24 protein-coding genes and 2 pseudogenes are annotated in these 24686 nt (G+C 62.9%); 13 read left to right on the top strand and 13 right to left on the bottom strand.

The window, feature by feature from the left end; translation table 11 throughout:
* Positions 1 to 6: 6 nt before the first annotated feature.
* From NLM33_RS01420 to NLM33_RS01400, 5 genes are read right to left on the bottom strand one after another with little or no spacing between them, the layout of a single operon-like run.
* Complete coding sequence (locus NLM33_RS01420) at positions 7 to 789, bottom strand: cyclase family protein (RefSeq protein ID WP_254094022.1); 783 nt, start codon at positions 787 to 789, stop codon at positions 7 to 9.
* Between the two features lie 34 nt (positions 790 to 823).
* Entirely contained in the window at positions 824 to 2065 is a 1242-nt protein-coding gene (locus tag NLM33_RS01415) for an SDR family NAD(P)-dependent oxidoreductase (RefSeq protein WP_254094020.1), read from the bottom strand.
* Positions 2062 to 3240: a thiolase family protein gene (locus NLM33_RS01410; protein WP_254094018.1), complete on the bottom strand. Its 1179-nt coding sequence runs from the start codon at positions 3238 to 3240 to the stop codon at positions 2062 to 2064. Before NLM33_RS01410 ends, NLM33_RS01415 begins: the two co-directional genes overlap by 4 nt.
* Positions 3241 to 3265: 25 nt before the next feature.
* On the bottom strand, positions 3266 to 3694 hold the full coding sequence (locus NLM33_RS01405) for an organic hydroperoxide resistance protein (protein ID WP_371929887.1): 429 nt from the start codon (positions 3692 to 3694) through the stop codon (positions 3266 to 3268).
* 35 nt (positions 3695 to 3729) lie between these two features.
* Entirely contained in the window at positions 3730 to 4512 is a 783-nt protein-coding gene (locus tag NLM33_RS01400) for an aspartate/glutamate racemase family protein (protein WP_254094016.1), read from the bottom strand.
* A gap of 619 nt (positions 4513 to 5131) precedes the next feature.
* Here NLM33_RS01400 and NLM33_RS49535 point away from each other — a divergent pair.
* The 7 genes and pseudogenes from NLM33_RS49535 (at position 5132) to NLM33_RS01365 (ending at position 11408) form a co-directional block, all read left to right on the top strand.
* Positions 5132 to 6284, top strand: a pseudogene (locus NLM33_RS49535) (ABC transporter substrate-binding protein).
* Positions 6285 to 6326: 42 nt separating this feature from the next.
* Complete coding sequence (locus tag NLM33_RS01385) at positions 6327 to 7370, top strand: branched-chain amino acid ABC transporter permease (RefSeq protein WP_254094010.1); 1044 nt, start codon at positions 6327 to 6329, stop codon at positions 7368 to 7370.
* On the top strand, positions 7367 to 9136 hold the full coding sequence (locus NLM33_RS01380) for an ATP-binding cassette domain-containing protein (RefSeq protein ID WP_254094008.1): 1770 nt from the start codon (positions 7367 to 7369) through the stop codon (positions 9134 to 9136). The genes NLM33_RS01385 and NLM33_RS01380 overlap by 4 nt, the downstream gene beginning before the upstream one ends.
* A complete protein-coding gene (locus NLM33_RS01375) occupies positions 9133 to 9846 on the top strand; it encodes an ABC transporter ATP-binding protein (protein ID WP_254094006.1) in 714 nt (237 codons plus the stop codon). The genes NLM33_RS01380 and NLM33_RS01375 overlap by 4 nt, the downstream gene beginning before the upstream one ends.
* A gap of 287 nt (positions 9847 to 10133) precedes the next feature.
* Positions 10134 to 10421: a 30S ribosomal protein S21 gene (gene rpsU / locus NLM33_RS01370; protein ID WP_254094004.1), complete on the top strand. Its 288-nt coding sequence runs from the start codon at positions 10134 to 10136 to the stop codon at positions 10419 to 10421.
* 3 nt (positions 10422 to 10424) lie between these two features.
* Entirely contained in the window at positions 10425 to 10634 is a 210-nt protein-coding gene (locus tag NLM33_RS49530) for a hypothetical protein (protein ID WP_371930100.1), read from the top strand.
* Positions 10635 to 11201: 567 nt separating this feature from the next.
* On the top strand, positions 11202 to 11408 hold the full coding sequence (locus NLM33_RS01365; RefSeq protein WP_254094002.1) for a cold-shock protein: 207 nt from the start codon (positions 11202 to 11204) through the stop codon (positions 11406 to 11408).
* Between the two features lie 732 nt (positions 11409 to 12140).
* Here NLM33_RS01365 and NLM33_RS01360 read toward each other — a convergent pair.
* The 3 genes from NLM33_RS01360 to NLM33_RS01350 all read right to left on the bottom strand — a co-directional run bounded on the left by NLM33_RS01360 (position 12141) and on the right by NLM33_RS01350 (position 14159).
* A complete protein-coding gene (locus tag NLM33_RS01360; RefSeq protein WP_254094000.1) occupies positions 12141 to 12626 on the bottom strand; it encodes a GNAT family N-acetyltransferase in 486 nt (161 codons plus the stop codon).
* A 43-nt stretch (positions 12627 to 12669) separates the two neighbouring features.
* The gene (locus NLM33_RS01355; protein ID WP_254093998.1) at positions 12670 to 13086 is read right to left on the bottom strand and encodes a hypothetical protein; all 417 of its coding nucleotides are present in this window, start codon (positions 13084 to 13086) and stop codon (positions 12670 to 12672) included.
* Between the two features lie 104 nt (positions 13087 to 13190).
* On the bottom strand, positions 13191 to 14159 hold the full coding sequence (locus tag NLM33_RS01350) for a carbon-nitrogen hydrolase family protein (protein ID WP_254093997.1): 969 nt from the start codon (positions 14157 to 14159) through the stop codon (positions 13191 to 13193).
* 90 nt (positions 14160 to 14249) lie between these two features.
* On the opposite strand from NLM33_RS01350, the gene NLM33_RS01345 reads away from it, so the two are divergent.
* Positions 14250 to 15176 (top strand): LysR family transcriptional regulator, encoded by a 927-nt coding sequence (locus NLM33_RS01345; RefSeq protein WP_254093996.1) that lies wholly within the window; start codon positions 14250 to 14252, stop codon positions 15174 to 15176.
* Positions 15177 to 15191: 15 nt separating this feature from the next.
* Positions 15192 to 15296, top strand: a pseudogene (locus tag NLM33_RS01340) (IS5/IS1182 family transposase); the annotation flags it as partial.
* On the opposite strand, the gene NLM33_RS01335 reads toward NLM33_RS01340, so the two are convergent.
* The 5 genes from NLM33_RS01335 to NLM33_RS01315 all read right to left on the bottom strand — a co-directional run bounded on the left by NLM33_RS01335 (position 15281) and on the right by NLM33_RS01315 (position 19610).
* Positions 15281 to 16003 (bottom strand): hypothetical protein, encoded by a 723-nt coding sequence (locus NLM33_RS01335; protein WP_254093995.1) that lies wholly within the window; start codon positions 16001 to 16003, stop codon positions 15281 to 15283. The pseudogene NLM33_RS01340 and the gene NLM33_RS01335 sit on opposite strands and share 16 nt — an antisense overlap.
* Positions 16003 to 16437, bottom strand: a complete 435-nt coding sequence (locus tag NLM33_RS01330; protein WP_254093994.1) for a thioesterase family protein — start codon at positions 16435 to 16437, stop codon at positions 16003 to 16005. Before NLM33_RS01330 ends, NLM33_RS01335 begins: the two co-directional genes overlap by 1 nt.
* Complete coding sequence (locus NLM33_RS01325; RefSeq protein WP_254093993.1) at positions 16437 to 17345, bottom strand: fumarylacetoacetate hydrolase family protein; 909 nt, start codon at positions 17343 to 17345, stop codon at positions 16437 to 16439. Before NLM33_RS01325 ends, NLM33_RS01330 begins: the two co-directional genes overlap by 1 nt.
* A 45-nt stretch (positions 17346 to 17390) precedes the next feature.
* Positions 17391 to 18497, bottom strand: coding sequence for a cupin domain-containing protein (locus NLM33_RS01320; protein ID WP_254093992.1), 1107 nt, complete (start codon positions 18495 to 18497; stop codon positions 17391 to 17393).
* An 84-nt stretch (positions 18498 to 18581) separates the two neighbouring features.
* Positions 18582 to 19610: a carbon-nitrogen hydrolase family protein gene (locus NLM33_RS01315; RefSeq protein ID WP_254093991.1), complete on the bottom strand. Its 1029-nt coding sequence runs from the start codon at positions 19608 to 19610 to the stop codon at positions 18582 to 18584.
* Positions 19611 to 19736: 126 nt separating this feature from the next.
* Here NLM33_RS01315 and NLM33_RS01310 point away from each other — a divergent pair, with 126 nt between their 5' ends.
* From NLM33_RS01310 to NLM33_RS01295, 4 genes are all read left to right on the top strand, one after another.
* Positions 19737 to 21896, top strand: coding sequence for an indolepyruvate ferredoxin oxidoreductase subunit alpha (locus NLM33_RS01310; protein ID WP_254093989.1), 2160 nt, complete (start codon positions 19737 to 19739; stop codon positions 21894 to 21896).
* Entirely contained in the window at positions 21893 to 23458 is a 1566-nt protein-coding gene (locus NLM33_RS01305; protein WP_254093987.1) for an indolepyruvate oxidoreductase subunit beta family protein, read from the top strand. The genes NLM33_RS01310 and NLM33_RS01305 overlap by 4 nt, the downstream gene beginning before the upstream one ends.
* 153 nt (positions 23459 to 23611) lie before the next feature.
* Positions 23612 to 24106: a MarR family winged helix-turn-helix transcriptional regulator gene (locus NLM33_RS01300; RefSeq protein WP_254093985.1), complete on the top strand. Its 495-nt coding sequence runs from the start codon at positions 23612 to 23614 to the stop codon at positions 24104 to 24106.
* The gene (locus tag NLM33_RS01295) at positions 24106 to 24588 is read left to right on the top strand and encodes a MarR family winged helix-turn-helix transcriptional regulator (RefSeq protein ID WP_254093983.1); all 483 of its coding nucleotides are present in this window, start codon (positions 24106 to 24108) and stop codon (positions 24586 to 24588) included. Before NLM33_RS01300 ends, NLM33_RS01295 begins: the two co-directional genes overlap by 1 nt.
* The last annotated feature ends 98 nt before the right edge of the window (positions 24589 to 24686 follow it).

Here is a 24686-nt window from a genome sequence, read left to right as displayed (position 1 = left end):
GCCGTGTCAGCTCGACGCCACCAGCGCGATCACGCGTAGCGGACTGCCGGAGCCGTTCTGAATCTTCAGGGGCGAAGCCACGATGACCGCGCCGGTAGCGGGAAGCAGATCGAGGTTGCAGAGGCACTGAAGGCCGTACCGGCCGCCGCCATGCAGGAAATGATGCGCAGGATACGGTGGCTGGAAATGGCCGGCCTGCCCCGCATCGGTGCCGATGGTCTCGGTGCCGAAGCCGATGATGCCGCGCTCCTCCACCAACCATTTCATGACGGCCGGGTTCGGGCCCGGCGTGTGCGCGCCGTCGTCCCTGAGGTTGGAGTAATCGCGCCAACCCTTCTTCGACCAATCGGTACGCAGCAGAACCCAGTGACGCTCGGGGATGCGTCCGTGCTTTGCCTCCCAGGCTTCGACAAGCGGGACCGTCAGCAAGAAGTCCGGATCCTTCGCCGCCTCCGCGGAGCAGTCGATGACGCAAGCCGGCGCGATCATGTCCTTCGTCGGCATGGAGTCGACGGCATTGTTCGGCAGATCCTTGCCGGTGAACCAGTGAATCGGCGCGTCGAAATGCGTGCCGGTGTGTTCGCCGAACGTCACGTTGTTCCAGTACCAGGCTGGACCGCGACCGTCATAGCGCGAAATCTCCTGGATGCGGACCGGCGCCGCCTGCCCGAATTCCGGCGGCAACACGATGACCGGAAAATCGGGACTGAGCGTAAAGGTCAGATCGACGACGCGCACCGCGCCGGAAGAAATCGCGCCCGCCAGCTCCAGGAGTTTCTTGCTCTGCATTGTCACGTCCTCCGGCTTGGTTAAAACCTTAGCTTCACCTGTCGAGCTCGCGCTCGAGCGCTTTCGGATTGGCGGCGAGACGCTGCCGGATTTCCTCCGCGACGTCCCCGACATACATCTCCTCGAGTCCGCCTCTGAGCCCGGACACGATCGCCTGCGCGACCGCGCGCGGCGCGACCTTCGGTGGTGGCACGGTCTGGAACCACTCGGTGTCAACGGGTCCCGTGAACAGGTTCATCACCTTGATGCCGCCGGGCCTCAGCTCCGCGCGAAGACAGTGAGACAGCGACAGGCAGGCCGCTTGCGACGCCGAGTAGGCGCCGAAAGCGGGCCAGTTCGCCAGCGCGTAGACCGAGAGGATGTTGGCCCAGGCGACGCTGTTGTTGATGCCATCAGCGCCGCGCATCCGCATCGCGGGCCCGAAGGCCTGCGCGAGATTGATGAAGCCGAGATAGGCCTGGTCGATCTCGTCGCGCGCGATGCTCGTGCCCCTGCGGTCCAGGAGGCCGCCGGGCCGCACATATTCCGTCGTGTTGACGAGGATATCGACCTTGCCGCCGATGTCGGCTGCGAGATCAGTCGCCGACTTTTCGTCGGCCGCATCGAGCGTCACGACTTCGATCCCCTCCTGCCCGCGCAGCAGCTTCTCGCCGGCAAACGGCCGCCACGGTTCGGCGACGCCGACGAACACCGTCTTTGCGCCCGCAGCCTTCAGCGCCGCAACGGCCTCCTGGCCGACCACGCTGCGGCCGTTGGTCACCAGCACCCGCCGGAACTTCGGATCGGCCGTCATTTCCCGCCACTGCCTGTCATCTGCCATGTTGGGGGTCTCCCCCTCGGGTCGGGCAAAGGCCACCGCCTGACCGCTCTTGTCGAGCTGAAACGACATGAGGACGGGCGCGCCCTCGCTACAGTCGGCATGCAGATGCGCCACCATCGTCGGACCGACGTCCATCTTGACGAGCCCAATGCGCCAGGGCACCCGCTCGCGGAAGTAGACGTCGCTCGGCACGCGCGCCGTCGTCTCAGCCAGGAGGGTGCCGCGACGCGGCGCATCGACGAACGCAAGACCGGCCGACAGGCAGGCGGGGCACGCCTCGCGTGCCGGATACGCGAAGGCGCCGCAGCCCTCGCAGCGCTGGAGCATGAAGCGTCCTTCGGCGGCGGCGCGCGTGAACCCGTGCGATGTTCTGCTGCGCGGCCGCGGCGGCGATGCAGGTAGCCGCGTCCGCAGCAGCGGGTTCTTGCGCCGAGGCGGTTCAATCGGATCGATCATCGCGAAGGCCCTGCAAAGATCGCGGCACCCGAGGCCAGGCCGCGGTCATAGTTGATCATACCGAATCCCGAGGTCAAACCGAGCTTTGCATCCTTCACTTGTGTGGGACCGGCTGCTCCCAGGACCTGCCGCAGCCCTTCGACGAGACCGAGATAGGCGCCGGCTGCACCGGCCTGTCCGACCGACAGCTGTCCGCCCGAGGTATTGTGCGGGAAGTCGCCGTCAATCGTGAGATCGTGCTGGCGCACGAATTCTGCGCCCTCGCCCTTGTTGCAGAAGCCGAGATCCTCGAACTGCATCATCGTGATGACCGGATAGTCGTCATAGGTCTGGACGATATCGAGATCGTCAGGCCTCACGCCGGCCATCGCGTAGAGCTCACCGACGTCCATCGCCCAACCGCCCCTCACCTGCATCTGGTCGTCGGCGAAAGCGTTGTGCCGCTCGATCGTCGACAGCAATCGCGCGGCCGGCAATCCGAGCGATGCCGCGGTCTCGTCCCGCATCACAAGGAAGGCCTCGGCGCCGGCGCAGGGCATTACGCAATCGAAGAGATGAATGGGATCGGAAATCGGACGGGCCGCCAGATATTGCTCGATCGTCAGCGGCGCCTTCATCAGCGCATGCGGGTTGCGCAGCGCGTTGGCGCGCTGGGCGACCGCGATCCTGCCAACATCCTCGCGCGTGACGCCAAACGTCCGCATATAGTTGCGCGCAATCAGCGCGAAGCTCGCATTGGCGCCGCCCGCACCATAGGGATAGACCGCATCCTGGTTGAAGCGCGAGAAATTCTCGAGCGTCAGGCGGAAGGAATCGACGTGGTTGGTGTCGCCGGCCACGCAAGCCACGATGTCGGCATCGTGCGCCTGAACCGCGCGCGCGGCCTTCCGCAACGCTGCGATGGCGCTGGCCCCGCCGAGCGGGATCGTGTCCAGCCATCTCACGCACAACCCAAAATGCTGCGTCAGTCCGATCCCGCTGTCGGTTCCCATGGTGAAGCTGGAGACGCACAGACCGTCGATGTCGGAAGCCTTGATGCCGGCCTGCGCAACGAGCGCGCTCAGCGCCCGGCCGATCCACCATTGCGCGCTGTCGATGGAATAGCGCACATAGGGGATCGTGACGGGAGCCGCCATCACGATGCCGTCGTACGGCGTGCGAAGCGAATTTTTCACCGGCTGCCTGCCTTGCTTACCCGCCTCAGATCACCGCCAGCTTCACATCGATATTGCCGCGAGTCGCGTTCGAATAAGGGCACCGCTCGTGCGCGCCTGCGACGATTTCCTCCGCCACCGATTTCTCGACGCCGGGCAGGCTCACCTTCAGTTCAACCGCGAGCGCGTAGCCGACAGGGACCGGTCCCATGGCAACCTTCGCAGTGACGGACGGCTCGGCCGACGGCACGATCTTCCGGGTGCGCGCCACGAGCTTGACGGCGCCAAGAAAGCACGCGGCATAACCGGCCGCAAAGAGTTGCTCCGGGTTGGTCCCCTCGCCGCCGGGTCCGCCCAGCGATTTCGGCAAGGACAGCGACACCGCCAGCAGGCCGTCGGCACTCGCGGCCTTGCCGTCGCGGCCTCCGGTTGCCGTCACTTCGGTCTCGTAAAGGATCTTCTCGGGTCTCATCATGTCTTGCTCTCCAGAACTGGTCGGTGCCCCCGGCGCTAACGCTCGTTACGCGCGAGCAGCGCGCGGAAATCGTCGCGGGCGAGTGCGCTGGCACGCTTGAAGCTCGGCCCTCGGCTCGGCTCGGTGCCATTGAGCCGCCTGAGCTGTACCCACATCTCAGCGCTCTTCAACGCCATCGCGGCGCAATTCACCACAGGCGCGTGTCCGACCTTCATGCCGTGCTCCCGCCCAATCAGCAGACCCGGCAGCACACCGGCAGGGATCACCACGTCGGCCCCGCGCTCCACCAGCGGAAGGGCGCAGGCGATAAAATCCGCGATCATCCGGGCATGGGCCACCTGATCGCCCGCGAACGCACTTGCGAAGTCCTCCGGCTTGCAGCCGAGGCCGGTCACGTGGACGACGCGATCCGCAAGGCCGTAACGTTCGGCCTGTTCGTAGTGCCAGACCTCGAAGACGGGATCGAGCGTCACGAGGCCGAGGCGCCGGCCGAGTTGCGAGGACGCAAGCAACGTCGCCTCGCCAGTTCCGATCACGGGAATGGCGAGCGTCGAACGGAGCTCGTAAAGTCCGGGATCCTGGAAGTGACCCATCACGAACGCGTCGAACCCGGCCTCCTCGGCTGCAATGCCGTTGTCGATCGCCTGAACGGCACAGCGCAATTCAGCGAGCCGGCCGAACTCCCGATCCGGCGGCGAAATGCCCTCGACATGAACCGTCGTACCGGGCGCGGCGATGTTGTTGAGATACTCCGACAGCAGCGCCATATAGGGCGCATTCACGCTCGCATCGACGAAACTTTGCCAGAAGATGCGCATCGCCCTTCTCCTCAAACGGTGACGGGAGGATCGGCCGCCGGCTGCCGATGGAGATATTTCAACCATAAACTAATTGTCGCGTCAAATGCGCGCGGCGGAGCCGGCCAAGCGCACCTCCTGATCGCGACGAGGAGGAGGATTTCGTGGGTCAAAGAGACCAAGGAAATGGCGCACTCTGACGGAATTGTATGCAACAACATTTTTTTCTGACAGCGCCGTGACACGTGTTGACGACGCCACGGATAATACTTTAGGCTTTAAGTAATCCGCCCCCGGCAGCTGGCCGGTGGCCATGACAATGATGTTGCAGGGCACCGATTTTGAGAGACTCGATCGCGTGGACTATCGTCAGGCCTGAATGGCCGGCAGCAACATCGCCGGTCGCGCAACGCGGCTGCGGCATTTGCCTTCCTTCGCTTCGACAGATGCCCGCCGGCTTCCACCGACCCACCCGCCATTTGAGCGGCACGCCTCGCCATGGCCGCTGACGCCCGGCCGAGCGAACTTTCTTTCGCCGCGTCTGGCGCTGCAGCAATGCCTTCAATCGGTTCGTTCGCGGCTCGGGCTCCCTGCCCGGCTTCCAGACATTCGTACCCAGCATCTATGGAGGACAACGCAAATGCGGCAGAAGACTCTTAGCCTAATCGCACTGGTCGCCGGCGTCTTCGCAGCGCCGGCTGCGCAGGCCGACATCACCATCGGCTTTGTCACCTCGCTGAGCGGCAACGGCTCGTCGATCGGCATCCCCTATGGGCGCGGCATCAATGCCGCCTATGAATACAAGAAGACGATCAACGGCGAGACCGTCCGCCTGATCCAGCTCGACGACGGCTCCGATCCGTCGGCCGCGACGCGCAACGCGCGCAAGCTCGTCGAAGAAGAGAAGGTCGACCTCCTGATCGGCACGGCGACGGCGCCCTCGACCATCGCCATGGCGGCCGTCGCCAGCGAATTGAAGGTGCCGATGATCGCGGTCTCGCCGATCGGCAAGCTTCCGGAATCGCCGGAGCAATGGGTCGTCTCGGTGCCGCAGCCGGCTTCACTCCTCGTCAAGATCGTCGCAAGATCGCATGAAGCGCGACGGCATGAAGAACATCGGCTATATCGGCTTCTCCGATGCGTGGGGCGACCTCGTCTATAACGGTGCCAAGGCCGCCGAGCCCCTTGACGAAATCAAGGTCCAGACCAACGAGCGCTATGCCCGCACCGATACCTCGGTGACCGCGCAGATCCTCAAGGTCATGGCCGCACGTCCCGACGCCGTGCTGATCGGTGGCTCCGGCACGCAGGGCGCGCTGCCTCTCCTCACGCTCTCCGAGCGCGGCTTCAAGGGAAATACCTACGGCACTGTGGCGCTCGTCAATCCGGACTTCGTCAATGTGGGCGGCAAGGCCGCCGATGGCATCCAGGTCTCCGCCGGCCCCGTGATCGTGGCCGAGCAGCTTCCGGACGAGCACTTTGCCAAGAAGATCGCGCTCGATTTCCGCGCGATCTACCAGAAGACCCACAACATTCCGACCACCGACGGGTTCTCCGCCTACTCCTTCGACGCCTGGCTGATCTTTGCCAACGCCGCCGAGCGGGCGCTGAAGACCGCAAAGCCCGGCACAGCGGAATTCCGTACCGCGCTCCGGGACGCCATCCTCAGCACCAAGGAACTGCCCGGCGTGCATGCCGTCTACAACTTCAAGCCCGGTGCAGTGACCGGCGTCGACGAGCGCTCGCTGGTCGTGGTCCGCTTGACCAGCGGCGCCTGGAAGTACGCGCCATAAACGAAAGACGGCAGGCGGTCAGAACGGGGGAACGGCGTCTCAATGACGAGCGACATCGCGGCCATTCTTGCGATCGACGGGATCGCCACCGGCGCAGTCTACGCGCTGGTGGCGATCGGAACCGTCCTCATCTTCACGGTGACGCGGGTCATCTTCATTCCCTTTGGCGACATCGCCGCGTTCACCGCGCTGACGCTGGCCGCCCTCGACGCCAAGCGCTTTCCGGGGACCGGCGCGCTGGTCGTGATCCTGGCCTGTCTCGCAACCCTGATCGAAATCATTTCGCTCATGCGCGACGGTGAGATTCGCCTCCTGCCGCGCGCACTTCTCTTCTATCTGGTCCTGCCATTGGCGGTAGTCGGCGCCGCCTGGCTCGTCATGCGCATGGACCCGCCGCTGGCCGTCCGGCTCGTGCTCGCGCTGATGCTGATCACGCCGATCTCCCCGCTGCTCGACCGGATCGTGTTCCGCCCGATCGCCGACGGTACCGTGCTCCTGCTGTTGACGGTGTCCGTGGCGTTGCACTTTGCGCTGGTGGGCCTTGGTCTCCTGTTTTTCGGTCCCGAAGGGGTTCGGACCGAACCGCTGACGTCGTTCTCGACGGAGTTCGCCGGCGTCCTGATTTCGGGCCAGACCATGCTGATCGTGATCGCGGCGCTCGTCTTCAGCGGCCTCCTTTATCTCTTCTTCGACTTCACGCTGGTCGGCAAATCCCTGCGCGCCACGGCCGTGAACCGGACCGGCTCCCGGCTGATGGGAATACGGCCGGCGCGTGCCGGCACCATCGCCTATCTCCTGGGCTCGCTGATGGCGGGCGTTTCGGGCATTCTGATCGCGCCGGTGAATACCGTGTTCTACGATTCCGGCTTCCTGATCGGTCTCAAGGCGTTCGTCGGCGCCATCGTCGGCGGCATGACCAGCTATCCCGGTGCCGCGATCGGCGCCGTAGGTGTCGGCATTCTCGAAAGCTTCGCATCCTTCCAGAGCAGCGCGCTGAAGGACGTCATCGTGTTCTCGCTGCTGATCCCGATCCTGATCTGGCGGTCCCTCGCCTCGCTGCATTCCGAGGAGGAGATCGAGGAATGACCCGCTTTCATGTCCAGCTTGCGGCAGTGGCAGCGGTGGTGTGCCTCGCACTCGCGCCCCTCGTCCTGAGCCCGTTCAGCGTCACGCTGATGAACTATATCGGCATCTATTCGCTCGTCGCCATCGGCCTTGCGCTCCTCACCGGCGTCGGCGGCATCGTGTCGTTCGGACAGGCAGCGTTCGTCGGCATCGCAGCCTATGCGACCGCCTGGGTCTCCGCCTTGAACGGGCAATCGCCCTGGCTCGGCCTCCTGTTTGGCGTGGTGTTGACCTGCAGCGTCGCGGCGGTCCTCGGCGTCGTCACCTTGCGGCTTCAGGGCCATTTCCTGTCGCTCTCGACCGTCGCATGGGGGCTTGCGATCGGCTTCCTGTTCGGCAACGTCGAAGGGCTCGGCCGTTTCAACGGCATCTCGTCGATCCCGCCGATCAGCCTCGGTTCGTTCGCGCTCGTCTCCAGCGCGCAGATCTATTTCCTGATCTGGGGCATTGTCGCCGTGGTGCTCTTCCTCGGCTACAATCTCCTGGACTCCCGGCTCGGCCGCGCCATGCGGGCGCTGCGCGGCGGCAACACGCTGGTCGAAAGTCTCGGCATCAATGCCTTCCAGATCAAGCTCGTAACCTTCGTGATCGCGGCTTTCCTGGCCTCGCTCTCCGGATGGCTCTACGCACATATGAGCCGCTTCATCAGCCCGGGCCCGTTCGACGCCGGCATGGGCATCGAATATCTGATGATGACGATGGTCGGCGGCGCGGGCAGCCTGCTCGGCGGCGTCGTCGGCGCCGCCATTGTCACCCTGCTCAAGAACAGCGTGCAGGATTACCTGCCGCTGATCGCCAAGGGCGCATCCGGGCAGCTCGAGATCGTCGCCTTCTCTGCGCTGTTCATCCTGTTCCTGCAATGGGCGCGGCAGGGCATCGTGCCTTTCGTTGCGCGCTATCTGCCGAAGACAAAACGCGAGCGGCCGCAGCCGGCGCCGCCGCTATCGCGCCGTCCCCAGCCGACGCCGGGCGAGCTTCTTCTGAAGGTCGATGGCGCCGAGCGCCGGTTCGGCGGCCTCGTCGCGGTCAACAATGTCAGCTTCGAAGTGCGATCCGGTGAAATTCTTGCCGTGATCGGACCGAACGGCGCCGGCAAGAGCACGATGTTCAACTGCCTGACAGGTGCGCTCCGGGTCAACAAGGGCGAGATCGTCTTTGCGGGACGTCCCATCACGCGTGATCCTCAATCCCGCATCGCCAGGGCCGGCGTCGCCAGGACATTCCAGCATGTGAAGCTGCGGCCGCGCATGAGCCTCCTCGAAAACGTCATGCTCGGCACCTACGGCCGCACCAGCACCGGCCTGCTTGCCGGCGCCTTCCGCCTCAACCAGCGCGAGGAAGCCAGCACCCGGCATGAGGCGCTGATGCAGCTCGAGCGCGTCGGGCTTGGCGACAAGCCGTTCGAGCTCGCGGGCAATCTTCCCCTCGGCAATCAGCGCATCCTGGAGATCGCGCGCGCACTCGCCGCAGACCCCGCATTGCTGGTGCTGGACGAGCCGGCAGCCGGCCTGCGCCGCCAGGAAAAGTTGAGGCTTGCGGAGCTCTTGCGCTCGCTGCGGGCGGATCACCTCACTATCCTCATCGTCGAGCACGACATGGAATTCGTGATGTCGCTGGTCGACCGCATCGTGGTGCTCGATTTCGGGTCCAAGCTTTGCGAGGGCGTCCCGAGCGCGATCCGCAACGACGAGCGGGTGCAAGAGGCCTATCTCGGAGGCGTCGCGTGAGCGAAATGTTTTCCATGACCGACGTGACCGTCTGCTACGACAACGTCGAAGCCGTCCGCAACGTCTCGCTGTCGGTCGAGGAAGGGCAGATCGTCACCGTCATCGGCCCGAACGGCGCCGGCAAGACCACGCTGCTGATGGCAGCCATCGGGCTGCTCGCATCGCGCGGCCGCATGATGTTCCAGGGCGGCGACATCGGCAGGATGTCCGTCGAGGACCGCGTCGAGCGCCGGCTCTGCCTCGTGCCCGAAAAGCGCGAGCTGTTCTCCGAGATGTCGGTTGCCGACAACCTTCTCCTGGGCTCGTACAGCCTGCGCGACCGCTCCGGCGTCCAGAAGACCCTCGATGAGGTCTATGATCGCTTCCCCCGACTGAAGGAGCGGCAGCGCCAGGCCGCCGGCACGCTCTCCGGCGGCGAGCGCCAGATGCTCGCGCTGGGGCGCGCGCTGATGGCCAAGCCGAAACTGCTGATGCTCGACGAGCCGAGCCTTGGCCTCGCACCACTAATCGTGCGCGAGATCTTCCGCACCATCGCATCCTTGCGCGAGCTGGGCGTCTCCATCCTGCTGGTCGAGCAGAACGCGCGCGCCGCGCTCGAGACCGCCGACTACGGCTATGTGCTGGAGACCGGCGAGGTCGTGCAGTCCGGCCCTGCCAAAGATCTGATCCACGATCCCCGGCTGATCTCCGCCTATCTGGGCGGGCACTAAAGGGCGAGATCAGGCTCCGTCCCGAGGCTTCGGCGAGCCCACAACCAAAACATCGAAAACAACCCCATGCAAAGTAGCCCATGGCCGCCGGCGCGACGATATGCTACTTTTCCGAATTTGTTTGACACGTGACCCCTTCAGAGACCTGCCAACAGCCGGTCACGATGTCTGGATTGACGTAGTCGGCGGGGAACCATATGACGGTTGGCCACTTAAGTTGTCGCGGCGCTCTGCGTCGCAGGCTGCGTCTTTTCAGACATAGTGCGGCGAATTAGGAGTTCTAACGAATGCAAGTCTTGGTTCGCGACAATAATGTCGAGCAGGCGCTTCGAATTCTTAAAAAGAGAATGCAACGCGAAGGCGTGTTCAGAGAAATGAAGCGGGCAAGCTTCTATGAGAAGCCCTCGGAAAAAGCGGCACGCCAGAAGTCCGAGGCGATTCGCCGCGCTCGCAAGCTGGCCCGGAAACAGGCCATTCGAGAGGGATTGATTGCCGCCCCAGTCAAGAAACCCAATGATAAGCGTCCGACCCGCGCGCTTCCGAGCGTCGCAGCCACGAACCCCAAACAACCATAACCAATTCGGCTGCGCCTTGAAGGGATAGAACTCCCCGACGTTGAATCCGTAGAGGAAGAAGCTGCTCGCTCATTGGTAGACATGGCAAAGAACGCAGTCAGGGGTAACGGCGATAGCTCCCCACGGCACCGAATGGCCATCGAAGTCCAAGATGACAACGGCCCGGTGCTGCAGGCTAAGTTCACGTTCGAAATGGACCAGACAAGGCATTGACGCTGCCACAGTTGGCACCTTTCGCCGGGTTTTTGTGTGTCTTTTTTGCTATACGCGATGCGTGCGTTGGGCGTAGGCTGCCGTCATCACCGCGCCGCCCGTGGCCTTTATCGGTGACTGAGAGTGTTGTGCTCCCGCCCTCACAGTAGAAGGGAGCGTCTCATGCTCGACGCGCAGCTCACTAACAAGCTTTCACCCCGCGAGACGATGTGGCCCCGCTGCCCGAGGTGCGGAGGCAAGGTGGCGGTTCTCAGGGTTGTACCGGGAAGACCGGGGTTCGAGCACCGAACCTTGAGGTGTACTAACTGCCCAACGATATACGAAGCACAAGCTCCCGCAGACCCGATTAATTCCGAAGCTATGGGCTGGCTTCACAGTGGATTGAACCCGCCTCGATAAAGGCGGGTGGGGTCCTTGGCAGTGGAACCTGCGCTACTCAGCTTCCGGCCTCGCGCCATCGATCCGGTGCCGCTCCCGGTGAGCCAGCGGGCGTTAGATACAGGGCGCTGTGTCCAAAACGACCCCATTGTGGTATTCCTCCAAGGAACAAACATAGAGGAAACGCCAATGGCAACGGGTACGGTGAAGTGGTTCAACGGTCAAAAGGGGTTCGGCTTCATCGCGCCGGATGACGGCGGCCAAGACGTTTTCGTGCATATCAGCGCACTAGAACGCGCCGGACTTTCTGGCTTGGCAGAAGGCCAAAAGATTTCCTACGAAGTCAAAGTCGACCCCAAGCGTGGCAAAAGCAGCGCAGAAAACCTGCGCGTTTGATGTCGGGCAAACCCGACAGTCAGTCTCCAGAGCAGCTTGCCAAAGCTAACAGGCTGCGACTAGCTAGAGCGGAAGCCGAGACGGCACTCCAAGAAGCCGAAGCTAAGGCTGTCGCCGTTCGCGCGAATATGGAGCGGCTTCGGGCTTTACGGCTGGCTCAAGAAGCACAAGCTGTCCGCACGGAAATCGCTACACAGAGACCCGCTACAAAGCCAAAACCAAAGAAGCGATAAGTGAACAAGAGGCCGCCGCAGTTGGCGGCCTTTTACTATGTTCGCCTGACCGGTGACGTCGGCCCGGAACGGACTTGGGCTAAAGATATTCCCGCATCTGCTCGGTTGCCGGCCATCTAAGGCGAACTAACACATCATGTCATGTGCTATACACCAGTCCGGGCCATTTTCGGGTGCCGGCCTCCCCTGTATCCTCGTAGTTTGCCACCGATAGCCGCGACCGAGCATGCACTGTTTGAATGCAGCGGTATCCGCAAGGCCTCGAATGTCACCAGTCTGGCTATAGCAAAAATCGAGCGCGGCTTGTGAGATAGCGGCACCGCGCGGGTGCCCGTGCGGCCTAATGAGATCCCGGTAAACCTCATTTACAACTTGGCCGGCGCGCGCAGCAACGGAGCTTACAAGCAAAATAACCAAAATAATTACCGCCCGTTGCATGGCTCGCAACCTCTCCGGTTTTTTGAATGACCTCAACTGGTTCGAAGCTGTCAATCACTGTTCATCGCGTAGCCCTCGCCATCAGACAAACCGGGACACCGTTGATCGCAGCCTGCTCGAACGTCTCCCAGCCGAGACGCGCATAGAGGGCTTCGTTCCTTGGCGTGAAAAGATAGATCTTGTCGAACCCGAGCCGATCGGCTTCCGAGATCGCGGCCAATGCGAGCTTTGAGGCAATGCCTCTGCCACGTTGCGCCGGCGGCACAAATACCGACGACAACCAGGGCGTGAGATGTTTATGGATTAGCGTGGTCGCAGCGATGTTGGCCGAGCCGACGAGATCGCCCTCATCGGTTGAGATCGCCACCAGGGAGATCGGCAGGCGCGCTTTGTCACTGGCGCCTCTCAGCCGTTCGGCACGTTGCGCCACGGTGCTGTTGGGGCTCAGATAGCCAAACTCCGCTTGCTGCCACGCCGCAACGGTCGGAATGTGATGCTTGTGGTCGAGCAGGTGACGGATCTCGACGCTCATCTCGTGACCAGTCATTCCCTCGGTCCGATCTTAGCCTGAAAGCGGACCAACGTGGGCCTTAGCGTGCCAGCAGAGACAGCCCAACACCGATTGCAATCAAGAGCATCATAACGAGTGTCGGCCGCACAGGTATTGGCGCTCCGGGTCGGAACGTCCGCAGTGTGGTGGCTACATACAACATCGGTACGAGCGCGGCAGCCGAGATGGTCAGGATCGCCCACGGTGCCCAGCGCTCACCCTCATGAAGCGCGAAACACAACCACAACAACGTGACACCAAGGGTAGCGAAGCCGCCCCCGATGATTTTTAGCATACCGAGAATGACCGCCTGAACTCCGGGATCGAGTTCAGCGAAAGGCTTTCCGGCCACGACGGCATGATACGGCAAATATTCCTCGCGCCGCATATACCTCACGCCGAACAAAATCCCACCGAGTGCAACAACAAGCACCGCCACCAGCGCAAAGTTCAACATTTTCGAATACGAGCCCCATTTGATCGGATGATTGTATACAGCACAACGAGGCGACCTCGCAGGAGTTTCCTGATATGAAGCCAGGAGGAGACGTATCCGAAGCACTATTCGGCGTGCTCACTGAACGACGCGATCGCTTGCCGGTTGCGGTTGACCAGCAGGCGCGTCACGTCCGGCCGTGAATAGTGGCCTGCCTGATCAAAATTCTGCCGCTCGCGCCGTACCATCCGCTGATCCAGTGTTGCAACGATCAAGTCCTCGATGTCCGTCACAGGCGCAACGATCCACTCGCCGTCCGGCCCGGCGATACATGACCCACCATTCGCCAGCACATTCGGGCATTTTTCAAGCATGGCTCTCGCGGGACTGTCCGGCGGCACGTCACTTTTCCGCATTAGGCCAGAGACGGCTAACACATAGCTCCTACCTTCACGAGCGAGGAAGCGCGTGGTGCCTTCCGTATTGCGCAAGTTACCCGGCCAAAGGGCCACGTGCAGATCTTCGCCCTGCGCATAAAGTGCTGCACGCGAGAGCGGCATCCAGTTTTCGTAACAGTTGAGCCCACCGACATTGAAAGGGCCGACGGGATGTACTTGCAGGCCGTTGCCGTCGCCAGGCGCCCAGCTCAAGCGTTCTTCATACGTCGGCATCAACTTGCGATGTACTGACGCGATCTTCCCGTCGCTGCCGATGTGGACGCGTGAGCAGTAGACGCTGTGGCCGCCACGATCAGCCGGGCGCTCGATAATCCCAAGCATCACCGCGAGGCGAAGTTCCTCGGCAACCTTGGTCACGGGCTCGAGGTGGCCGGCCTCAATCTGGACGGCTTGATCGAGGTAATGCGCGTGAATTTCCTTCTGAAGGCTTGACTCAAATCGTGCGCCGTCGGTGTGCTCGATCCAGAAGGGGTAACCGGGCGCAAGCGCCTCGCCAAACGCGACGAAGCTGCAGCCACGATTCGCTGCTCTCACACAACAATCGACCACTTTTTCCGTTGTTGCCCTGCGCTCCAGCCAGACCGGCGCAATCTGGGCCAAACCAACAGTCAATTGATCGTGGTCAACGGTGGACATCGCAAAATTCCGCTTTGCTTTCTCGCTTTGCAGGATTGCTAGTCGGCGCTATAGCATCAGTCAAATTAATCCTACGCATGAGACTCGATCTTGTTTTCTAATATCACTCTGGTCCAGACACGCTGCTTTTGCGGTGTCGCGGAGAAAGGCAATTTCACAATTGCGGCCAATCATCTGTGCCTGTCGCAGTCAGCGGTCAGCCAGGCGGTGGCCGCATTGGAGAGAACACTGGGTGCACAGCTTCTTGTGCGGGGTCGGGATGGCGTCACGCTGACGAGCGCAGGCGTCGCGGCGCTGGCTGAGGCCCGCGCGGTCCTGGCGGCGGTCGAGCGCCTCGCAGGCAGCGTCCGCCGTTCAGCCGCATTGAGCGGCAGCTTGCGCATCGGCGTTGTCCAGAGTGCCGCGATACGCTTGTTGCCGGGCTGGCTTCGTCAGCTTCGTGCCGCCCATCCCGATATTTCGGTGACGCTCTACGAAGGAACCGATCCTGAAGTTACCGCATGGGTCCAAGCGGGGATCGTTGAGGTCGGATTCACCAGCCGCACGCTCGCGGAGTTGACCGCGTTGCCTGTCTTCCAGGATGATTACGTCGTGCTGGTACCTCATGGGCATGCCTTCGCCGCAAGAACATCCGTTGCACTGAAGGATCTGGACGGGCAACGCATGCTGTTGTCTGGAGGCGGGTGCGAAACGCTCGTTCAGGAACTCTTGGCGACCGCCTCCAGCAATCCCGACATTGTCTGCCTTGTGCGCGACAATGCAACGCTAACGAGCATGGTGAGCGAGGGGCTTGGGCTCACTATCATGCCCGAACTGGCGTTGCCGCTGGATCAGCAAGGTTTCGTTACGATCAAACTGCGCCCGAACATGCGTCGTACACTTCATGCCGTCACAAGGAGTCCTGACGAGCTCGGGCCCGTACCCTTGGCATTTCTGAAGCTGGTCAAGCGCAACCGGAGGTCAGAAGCAAGCAGCCAATCAACGCTGCAAAAAGCAAAGCTGTCACGGCCCAGGTGAGCCGCTTCGAGTGACCGCCAAGCACCGCTCTACGACGAGCTTGCGGCCAGCTACCTTGCTTTCGTCCAGCTCGCATCCATCCGGCTAAGGCTGACTGCCGTCAATCAGTCCGCGCCCTGAGACCTCTTGAGCCGAACCGTCCTCGTCAGCATCGGAAAGTGCTTGTTGCCCCCCGCGAACGGCGGAAACTGGACGAAATCCGCACGCATGCGCTTGATCACGTCTGAGGCCAGCGCGTGCGACAGCGCGTCTGGGCTGTCGAACAGCAGCTTGTTGCGCTGCATGTACGCGACCCGCCGCGACGGCAACCGGTCGACCCAATCGATGCCCGTGTAGATCTCGACCTGGCGAACGTTCGGGAAGGTCCGCATGATCGACGGATGATGCTCCAGATAATGCAGGTTCCAGGCATTGAGATCGTCAGCCGGCCCGGGATAGTGGACGAGGTAGCTGCACGGGCTCGTCGTTCCCTCGGGATGCGCGGCAAGGTCGACCGAAAACGAGCGCGTCACCATCGCCTGATGCGTGACATCGAGTCCCGCAAGGCTCGGCAGGCCTCCACCCGCCGCGAGGTTAGCGAGAACTCCGCCGCGGTCGAGTGCCGCTTCGCAGGCGAAGAGGTCCGGAAAGCGCAGTTGAACGGCGAAGGTCGGACCCGAACCATCGGCCCCGTGGGGGTGGTCGACGGAATGCTCCAGCGGCGTGAACAGCAAGCCCTCGGTCATGTGCGGGACCGATCCGATCACGGCCGCCGCGGCGGCAAGATCATCGGACTGGATCCGGCGTTCGCCGGCCGGATCGGAGAACGTCATGAAGAACGAGATCATCAGGAAACTACCTCCGTGCCCTCCCCCACGTGCAAACGCGCCACGAGCGCGGTACGGACGTCGTCGGGCCAGGAAACGGCATGGTGATCGACGAGAGACGTCGCGGCAAGGATCTGGCGGGCCTTCCACCGCGTCCCGCCTGCACCCGAGACCACGTGCGCCAAATGGAGCGAGGCGCGGCCGACCTTGCTGATGTGCAGGCTGAACGTCAGGAGATCGCCGAACTTCGACGGCCGTGAAAAATCACAGGTGAGATGCACCGTCGGGGTCCCGATCTTCCGGACCGTGATCAATTCCGGCCATGGAAAACCGATCGTCGCCCAGAACTCCTCGACGACGCCGTTGAGGATGTTCAGGTAGGACGGAAAGTAGGCGATGCCCGAGGGGTCGCAATCCCCGAACCTCAATTCGCGATCGAATGAGAACTGCGTCATCAGATCGCAACAACGGGGTGCCTGATGACACCGACGCCATCGACGCCGGCTTCCACGACGTCGCCGGGCCACAGCCATTCTTGCGGAGACATGCCGGCGCCGACGCCTTCGGGCGTTCCGGTCGCGATGATGTCGCCGGGCTCGAGCGTCATGCCCGACGAGATGTCGGCAATCAGGACCGGGATATCGAAGATCATGTATTTGGTGTTGGAGTCCTGCTTCATGACGCCATTCTTGGTCAGCCAGAGCCTGAGATCATGCGGATCGGGAATCTCGTCCGCCGTCACGATGCAGGGGCCGAACGGCGCGTAGGTGTCCATGCCCTTGGAGAAGATCCACTGGCCGGCGCGGCGATTGTCGCGCGCGGAAATATCGATCATCACCGAATAGCCGAAGACGTGATCCATCGCTTTCTCGACCGGGATGCGCGTCGCGGTCTTGCCGATGATGACGGCGAGCTCGACCTCCCAGTCGAGCTGCTGCGTCATCTTCGCATTGTGCTGGATGGCCGCGCCGGGACCAATTACCGAGGTCGGCGGCTTGGAGAAAACGACCGGCTGCTTCGGCAGATCCTTGTCCGTATCCAGGCTCTTGGCGGACTCCGCCACATGCGCGCGGTAGTTCAGCCCGATGCCGAAGATGTTCTTCCGCGGTCGCGGAATCGGCGCTTGCAGCTTTGCATCTTCGATCGGAACGGCGGAGCCGACCGGTAGGCGACCGCTGGCGCTCTCCAGGCACTCCTTCAGCGCCGGCAGCAGCGTCGCGCCGTTGTCGATGAACGACAGCATGTCGCACGGCCAAGCCTGGTCACGCGATGCCCCCAGGCGCTCGACGTCGACAACCAATCCATTGACGAGAACTCCAAGGCGGGCGCCGCTGGAGCCCAGGGTGTAGGTGACAAGACGCATGAAGGTTTTTATCCGACTTTTCTGGTTGAATTCTGCAAGGACACGTCAGGCGGCGACCGGCTGATGACCCGCATTGTCGCCATAGGCCTCTTCCCGGTAGAGACCGAGGCCCTCGATAACGGGCAGGTCGTTGAAGCAGAACAGGCAGGCATCCTCGCTCGAAGATGCATTGCCGTGCTCGTGCCAGGCCCAGGAGGGAACGCAGAAAATGTCACGCTCCTGCCACTCGAAGCGCTTGCCGCCGATCACCGAATAGCCGCTTCCCTTGGCGACCTGGTAGATGAAGCTTCCGGTGTGCCGATGCGACTTCGTTGTCTCGCCCGGCCGCAGCAACTGCATGCTCGCGCCGATCGTCTGCATCACGTGCCCGCCGGTGATCGGATTGACGTAGTTCATGAGGATGCCGTCATAGGGCGATCCGTCGGTCGCGGCGGCATATTTTCGCAAAGCGTCGTAGGTCGGCTCCCACTCGTATTTGAACATGGGCGAATAGCCCTTCGACCATTTCGAGTCAGCCGGCCGAAGACCGGGATTGCCCCAGGTCCTGGTCATGTCGTCGACGGGGTAGCCGGACTCCTCCTGCTGGATCTTCGGATGCACGACGAAGAAATTGGCTTCCAGCGCATTGACGAGGGGAATATCGAGCCCATCCTGCCAGATGCAGACCGAGCCGTTACCCTCGACGCCATGCTCGTGCCAAGTGCCGTTCGGCGTCAGCACGAAATCGCGCGCCCCCAGCGTCATCTTGTGACCGTCAACGATGGTGTAGGCGCCCGCCCCTTCCATGATGAAGCGCAGGGCGGAGGCCGAGTGCGCATGGGCCGAGGCCACTTCGCCCGGATGCATCACCTGCAATCCCGAATAGAGCCAGCCGACCGCGGCCGACACCTCGCGGCGACCGGGATTGTTGAGGTAGATCACCCGCCGTCCCGCCTTCTCCGGCGAGACCAGCTCCACCGAGCGCAGCACGTGCTCACGCAGATCGCTGTAGCGCCAGAGCACGGGAATAGATGCCGACTGCGGCTGCCACGGCTCGATCTTGTTTGCCACCGTCCACAGCGCGCCCGCCTCGTACTTTTCGAGGTCCTTGTAATAGGCCTTGAGCTCGGGGGTATCCTCGACATTGGCCCGGCCGATGATGTTTTCGCGCATCCTGTCCTCCAAGTCCTGTCTCAAAAGTCCCGTCTCAAAAGTCCTGTCGCGAAGGCGCAGCGGAAGGCGGCGCCGCCGGAGCCGTCATTCCGATTTTCCGGGGATCGACGAGAAGCCCGCCTGTTCCCCCGCTTCGCCCGCAGCGTGCTCTCCCTCCGAGAGGCCAAGCGGCGCGAGCGGGCGACGATTGACCCTCAGATCGAAAATGTCGAACCGGTTGTAGTGCCCGACGATGTCATGCATCTGCTTCGGCTGAATGCAGCGCTCGAGGTCGATGTCGGCGTAGACGATACCTTCATCGTCGATCAGGGGATCCCCGACCACGCGGCCGTCCGGCCCGATGATCCCGGAGAATGCGCTCGACTTGCGCTGCAGGCGCGCCCGCGCGTCCGGGACGACGGTTTCCATGGCCGCGATGATCTCCTCCGACACGGTCGAGCAGGACACGATCGTGAAGATCTTGCCCTCAAAGGAGTGAGCAATCGCGCGCAATTTAATCGCCTCCGCCATGTCGTAGTCGGGCGGCGCGACGGGAAGCGAGATGTAGCTTGCGACGTGCACGAACTCACCCTGCCCGAGCAGCGCAAAGCGCGCGAGCGTGTTGGTGTTCTCGCCGCACGCGAGCCCGCCGAGACGCCCGATCTCGGTATCATAGACGCGCAGGCTCGATCCGTCACCGCCGGTCCAGGTCAGCTTCTCTGCCCAGGTCGGTACCAGCTTGCGGTGCTTGCCGAGCAGCGCGCCATCCGGCCCGATGAAGACCAGCGTGTTGTAGATTGCACCCAGCGAGACCGGGCTGCGCTCGTTGACGCCGAGCACGACGTAGCATCCCGCATCGCGGGCAGCCTTGCGGACGACGTCGATCTCCGGACCCGGCACCAGGATCGATGCCTTGGCGAGCTTCTCGAACCATGCGCTTCCCGTGACGGGATCGGTGATCCAGTTCCAGTAGGGATAGCCTGGAACGAACACTTCAGGGAACGCGACGAGCCGCGCGCCATGGCTGGCTGCCTCACGCACCAGTGAGGCTGCCTTGTCGGCGGTCGCGCTCGCGTTGAGATATACAGGTGAGGCCTGGACGGCGGCAGCTTTAAAGCGCGGCAGCTTCAGCATTGGCCCTACTCTGTCGCTGGCTCATGATCGCCCTCCGGAACAGAGATCCGCAAGCGCGATGGCGTGGCACGGCGTTGACTTACTTCACATGTAAACGTATGCTATCGCATATTTCTGGAGGCTGCAATGGCGGAACGGTCTTTTGCTCGCGAAGTCGAGGATCTCCGGCTCGGCGACGGCGACACCTTCCGTGGCGAAGGCATTCTCGCCATCACCAAGGCACTCCTGCAATCGGGTGTCGCCTATGTCGGCGGCTACCAGGGCTCGCCGATCTCGCACCTGATGGACGTGCTGGCCGACGCCAAGGACGTGCTCGACGATCTCGGCGTCGTGTTCCAGAGCTCCGCCAATGAAGCGGCAGCGGCGGCGATGCTGTCGGCCTCCGTGATGTATCCGCTGCGCGGCGCGGTGGCATGGAAGTCCACGGTCGGCACCAACGTGGCCTCCGACGCGCTGGCCAATCTCGCCTCCGGCGGCGTCACCGGCGGCACCATGATCATCGTCGGCGAGGATTACGGCGAAGGCTCCTCCATCATGCAGGAGCGCACCCACGCCTTCGCGATGAAATCGCAGATGTGGCTCCTGGATCCGCGTCCCGACCATGAATGCATCGTCAACCTGATCGAGAAGGGATTTGAGCTCTCGGAAGTCTCGAATACCCCTGTAATGCTCGAGGTGCGCGTGCGCGCCTGTCACATGCATGGAAGCTTTGCCTGCAAGGACAATGTCAAGCCGGCTCACACCATCAAGGACGCGCTGAACAATCCCAGGCGCGATGTCGGCCGCATCGTGCTGCCGCCGGCGGCCTATGAGCATGAGCAGGAGAAGATCAAGACGCGGATGCCCGCGGCGGTCGAGTTCGTCAGGGACAACAGACTGAACGAGTGGATGGGGCCGAACCAGGGCAAGGTCGGCATCATCATGCAGGGCGGGATGTACAACAACGTGATCCGCGCGCTGCAATATCTCGGGCTCTCGGATGCTTATGGCAACACGCAGGTCCCGCTCTACGTCATGAACGTCACCTACCCCGTGATCGACACGGAGGTTGCGGAGTTCTGTCTCGACAAGGAGGCCGTTCTCATCGTCGAGGAAGGTCAGCCGGAATATCTGGAGCAGGCGATCAACACGGTGCTGCGCCGCAAGGACATCCAGGCGCGCGTCCACGGCAAGGACGTGCTGCCGATGGGCGGCGACTACACCGCGCAGGTCCTGCTCGGCGGCGTCAGAGAATTCCTGGAGAAGACCGAGCCGCGGCTTCTGGGCAACCGGCCGCCGGCGCCGGACGCAGCCCCCGTGCTCAATCACCCCGCAGTGGAGAAGCTGAAGCAGGTCGTACCGGCGCGTCCGCCCGGCCTTTGCACCGGCTGCCCGGAGCGGCCGATCTTCGCCGCCATGAAGCTCGTCGAGGAGGAGCTTGGCCAGCACCACGTCTCCGCCGACATCGGCTGCCATCTGTTCTCGATCCTCCCGCCCTTCAACATCGGCGCGACGACCATGGGTTTTGGCCTTGGCCCGGCCTCGACCTCCGCCTTCAACGTCAAGGCCGACAAGCGCTCGATCGCCGTGATGGGCGACGGCGGTTTCTGGCACAATGGATTGACCAGCGGCATCGGCAACGCCGTCTTCAACAAGCATGACGGCGTCTTCGTCATCGTCGACAACTACTACACCTCGGCGACCGGCGGTCAGGACATCCTGTCATCGCGCGCGATCAACAAGCGGCGCAACACCAACAATTCGATCGTGCAGGCCGTGAAGGGCATCGGCGGCCAATGGGTCCGGCAGATCGACCGCACCTACGATGTCGGCCGGATGCGCGACACGCTGAAGGAAGCGCTGACGACGAAGGAGGAAGGTCCCAAGGTCATCGTCGCCTCCTCCGAATGCATGCTGAACAAGCAGCGCCGCGTGAAGCCGCAGATGAACAAGGCGATCAAGGACGGCGTCCGCATCGTCAAGGAACGTTTCGGCGTCGACGAGGACGTCTGCACCGGTGACCATGCCTGCATCCGCCTCTCAGGCTGCCCGTCGCTGTCGGTGAAGCAACTGGACGATCCCTTGCGCGACGATCCCGTTGCGGCGATCGATAACTCCTGCGTCGGCTGCGGCAATTGCGGCGAGGTCGCGGAAGCGGCCGTGCTGTGTCCCTCGTTCTATCGCGCCGACGTCATTCACAATCCGAACGGCTGGGACAAGTTCAAGTCCAAGGTCGCCATGGCCGTGATCGGCTGGCTGCAACGGCGGCGCGACCGCCGGCGTCCGGCACTCGAGGCGCTGGCATGAGAGACGAGACGGTACGACTGGCCCTTCCCGCCGCGGGTGACGCGACCGAGCGGCCGATCTCCCTCGCCATCGTCGCGATGGGCGGCCAAGGCGGCGGCGTCCTGACCGACTGGATCGTCCAGCTCGCCGAGAACCATGCCTGGGTCGCGCAGTCCACTTCGGTGCCCGGTGTCGCCCAGCGCACCGGCGCCACGATCTACTACATCGAGGCGATGCCGCCGCTCGATGGCCGCAAGCCGATCCTGTCGCTGATGCCGACGCCCGGCGATGTGGATGTGGTCATGGCGGCGGAATTCATGGAGGCCGGACGCTCGATCCTGCGCGGCCTGGTGACGCCCGACCGCACGACGCTGATCGCGTCCAATCACCGGTCGTTTGCGATCGGCGAGAAGATCGCGCCGGGCAACGGCATCGCCGACAAGGGTGCGGTGACCGGCGCCATCGGGGTAGCCGCCAAGACCGAGATCATCTTCGACATGAACGCGCTGGCGACCGCCAATGGCAGCGTCATCTCGGCCGCGATGTTCGGCGCGCTTGCAGGCGCCGGCGTGCTGCCCTTCAGCCGCGAGAGCTATCTCGACGTGATCCGCGCCGGCGGGAAAGGCGCGGCGGCCAGTGTCCGCGCGTTCGAGGCTGCGTTGGACCGGGTGCAGTCGAAATCCCCGGAGCCGGCGACGCCGCCGCCACCCAAGGCAGCCGATAACGCTCCCTCTCCCACGGCTGTGGATCCGCGCCTTGCCGGTCTCATCGCCCGGCTGACGAAGGAGTTGCCCGAGGCCGTACAGGCCATGAGCCGGGCCGGGCTGAAGAAGGTCGTCGATTTCCAGGACGCCGCCTATGGCGGCGAATATCTCGACATCCTCGGCAAGCTCCACGCTACCGATCGGAGCTCTGGCGGCGCCTCCAGAAACTTTGCCTTCACGCAGGCCGCGGCAAAATATCTCGCCAACGCCATGACCTATGACGACGTCATTCGCGTGGCCGATCTCAAGACCAGATCCAGCCGCCGCGCGCGGATCGAGGGCGAGCTCGAGCTGTCGCAGGACCAGGTGCTCCAGACCACCGAGTTCATGCATCCCCGCATGGAGGAGGTCATGGGCATGCTGCCGGCGAGCTTCGGCCGCTGGCTTGGCGGCAGGCCGCGCCTCCTCGGCTGGCTCGACCGTCGCGTCAACAAGGGACGTCGGGTGCGGACCTATTCGCTGCCCTGGTTCCTCACGCTCTATGTCGTGGGCGGACTTCGCGGCATGCGCCGCGGCTCGTTGCGTCACGCCGTTGAAACAGCCCATCGGGACGAATGGCTCAAGGCCGCGGCAGAGGCGGTCCAGGCCAACTATCAGTTGGGCGTCGAAATCCTACAATGCCGGCGGCTGGTCAAAGGCTATTCCGATACCCACAGCCGCGGCCTGTCGAAGTTCGACAAGACGCTGGCCGCGATCAAGCTGGTCGAGCAGCGCGAGGATGCCGCCGACTGGGCGCGCCGGCTGCGGGAAGCGGCGCTGAAGGACAGCGCGGGCAAGGAGCTCGACGGCGTGATTCAGACCATCAGGACCTTCGCCTGACGTCGTCGGGGACGGCACGGGATCGGATTGCCGTTCGCCTCCGTGGACGTCAAGATCGGACATCTTGACTGCGATTCTCAAGGCGTTAATCGGAGCAGAAGACCCGCTGTAATTTCCCCCTTACCAAGACACTCTGTACGCGATGGTTATGCGATGCCCGCAGCACTCAAAGAGAGCATTGGTCCCGTGTTCGGGCAGATCGAAACCCGGCTTTGGCTGCAACTGCTGTCTCTGCATAGCGAACTCTTTGCGTCCCTGAATTCCATGCTGAACTCGGAGTTCGGCTTGTCGCTGGCGAAGTTCGACGTGCTCGCCCAGCTCGATCGCTACCGGGACGGAATGGCGCTCGGACAGTTGTCGCAGAACTTGAAAGTGACCGGCGGCAACGTCTCGGGGCTGGTGCAGCGTCTTCTGGCTGACGATCTCATCAGCAAGGAAATGTCGAGCGAGGACCGCCGGTCGTTCATCGTGCGCCTGACGCCGAAGGGCGACGCGCTGTTCAGGAAGGCGGCTGACGTGCACAAGAAGCATCTCAGCAATCGGCTCGAGAGTATCCCCGCCGAGGAACTGGAGACCGCACTTTCGGTGTTGCGGTCCCTCTCCTCAAAACTTCGCACCGAGAGCACGAAGCAGAGTCGCAGGAAATAATGGCCAAAGAATCCAGGAGCAGATGGAAATCCGGTCCACCGCGGACACGGGACCAGCTGCAAAGCTATGTTCCCTATCTTTTCAACCGGCTCGCCAATCGCTGGAACCTCGATCAGAACCGCGATCTGAGCGAGCACAACGTCAACAACGTCGTATTCCGGACGTTGTCGGTCCTGTTCATCTACAAGACCCTGACCGTGAACGAGATCGCCGTTCTCGCCGTCACCGAGCAGTCGACCGCGAGCCGCATGGTCGAGTCGATGGTGTCATCGGGTCTCGTCAAACGCGAGATCGCGGAAGAGGACCAGCGTCGCCGCGTCGTTGGCTTGACACCTGATGGCGAGGCCCTCCTGCGAAAGATCTGGCCGATCATGGAGAAGAACTATGACCGGCTAACCGTGGGCATCGATCCCGACGAGATCGAGGTCTGCGCCCGCGTGCTGGCCAAGATGGTCGAGAACATCCGCCAGAACCAGATCTGACCCCGTTTGTTGGAGCATGATCTCCGCGCAAACGCGTTCCGCGCTTGTCGCGAGGGAAAACCGCTTCACACTTTGCGCTAACGCGGCCCTCCGGGTCC

The organism is Bradyrhizobium sp. CCGUVB1N3 (assembly GCF_024199925.1).
In the GTDB taxonomy this organism is placed as follows: Bacteria; Pseudomonadota; Alphaproteobacteria; order Rhizobiales; family Xanthobacteraceae; genus Bradyrhizobium.
The sequence above is the reverse complement of the archived record's forward strand: the minus strand, read 5'-3'. Positions and strand labels throughout refer to the sequence as shown.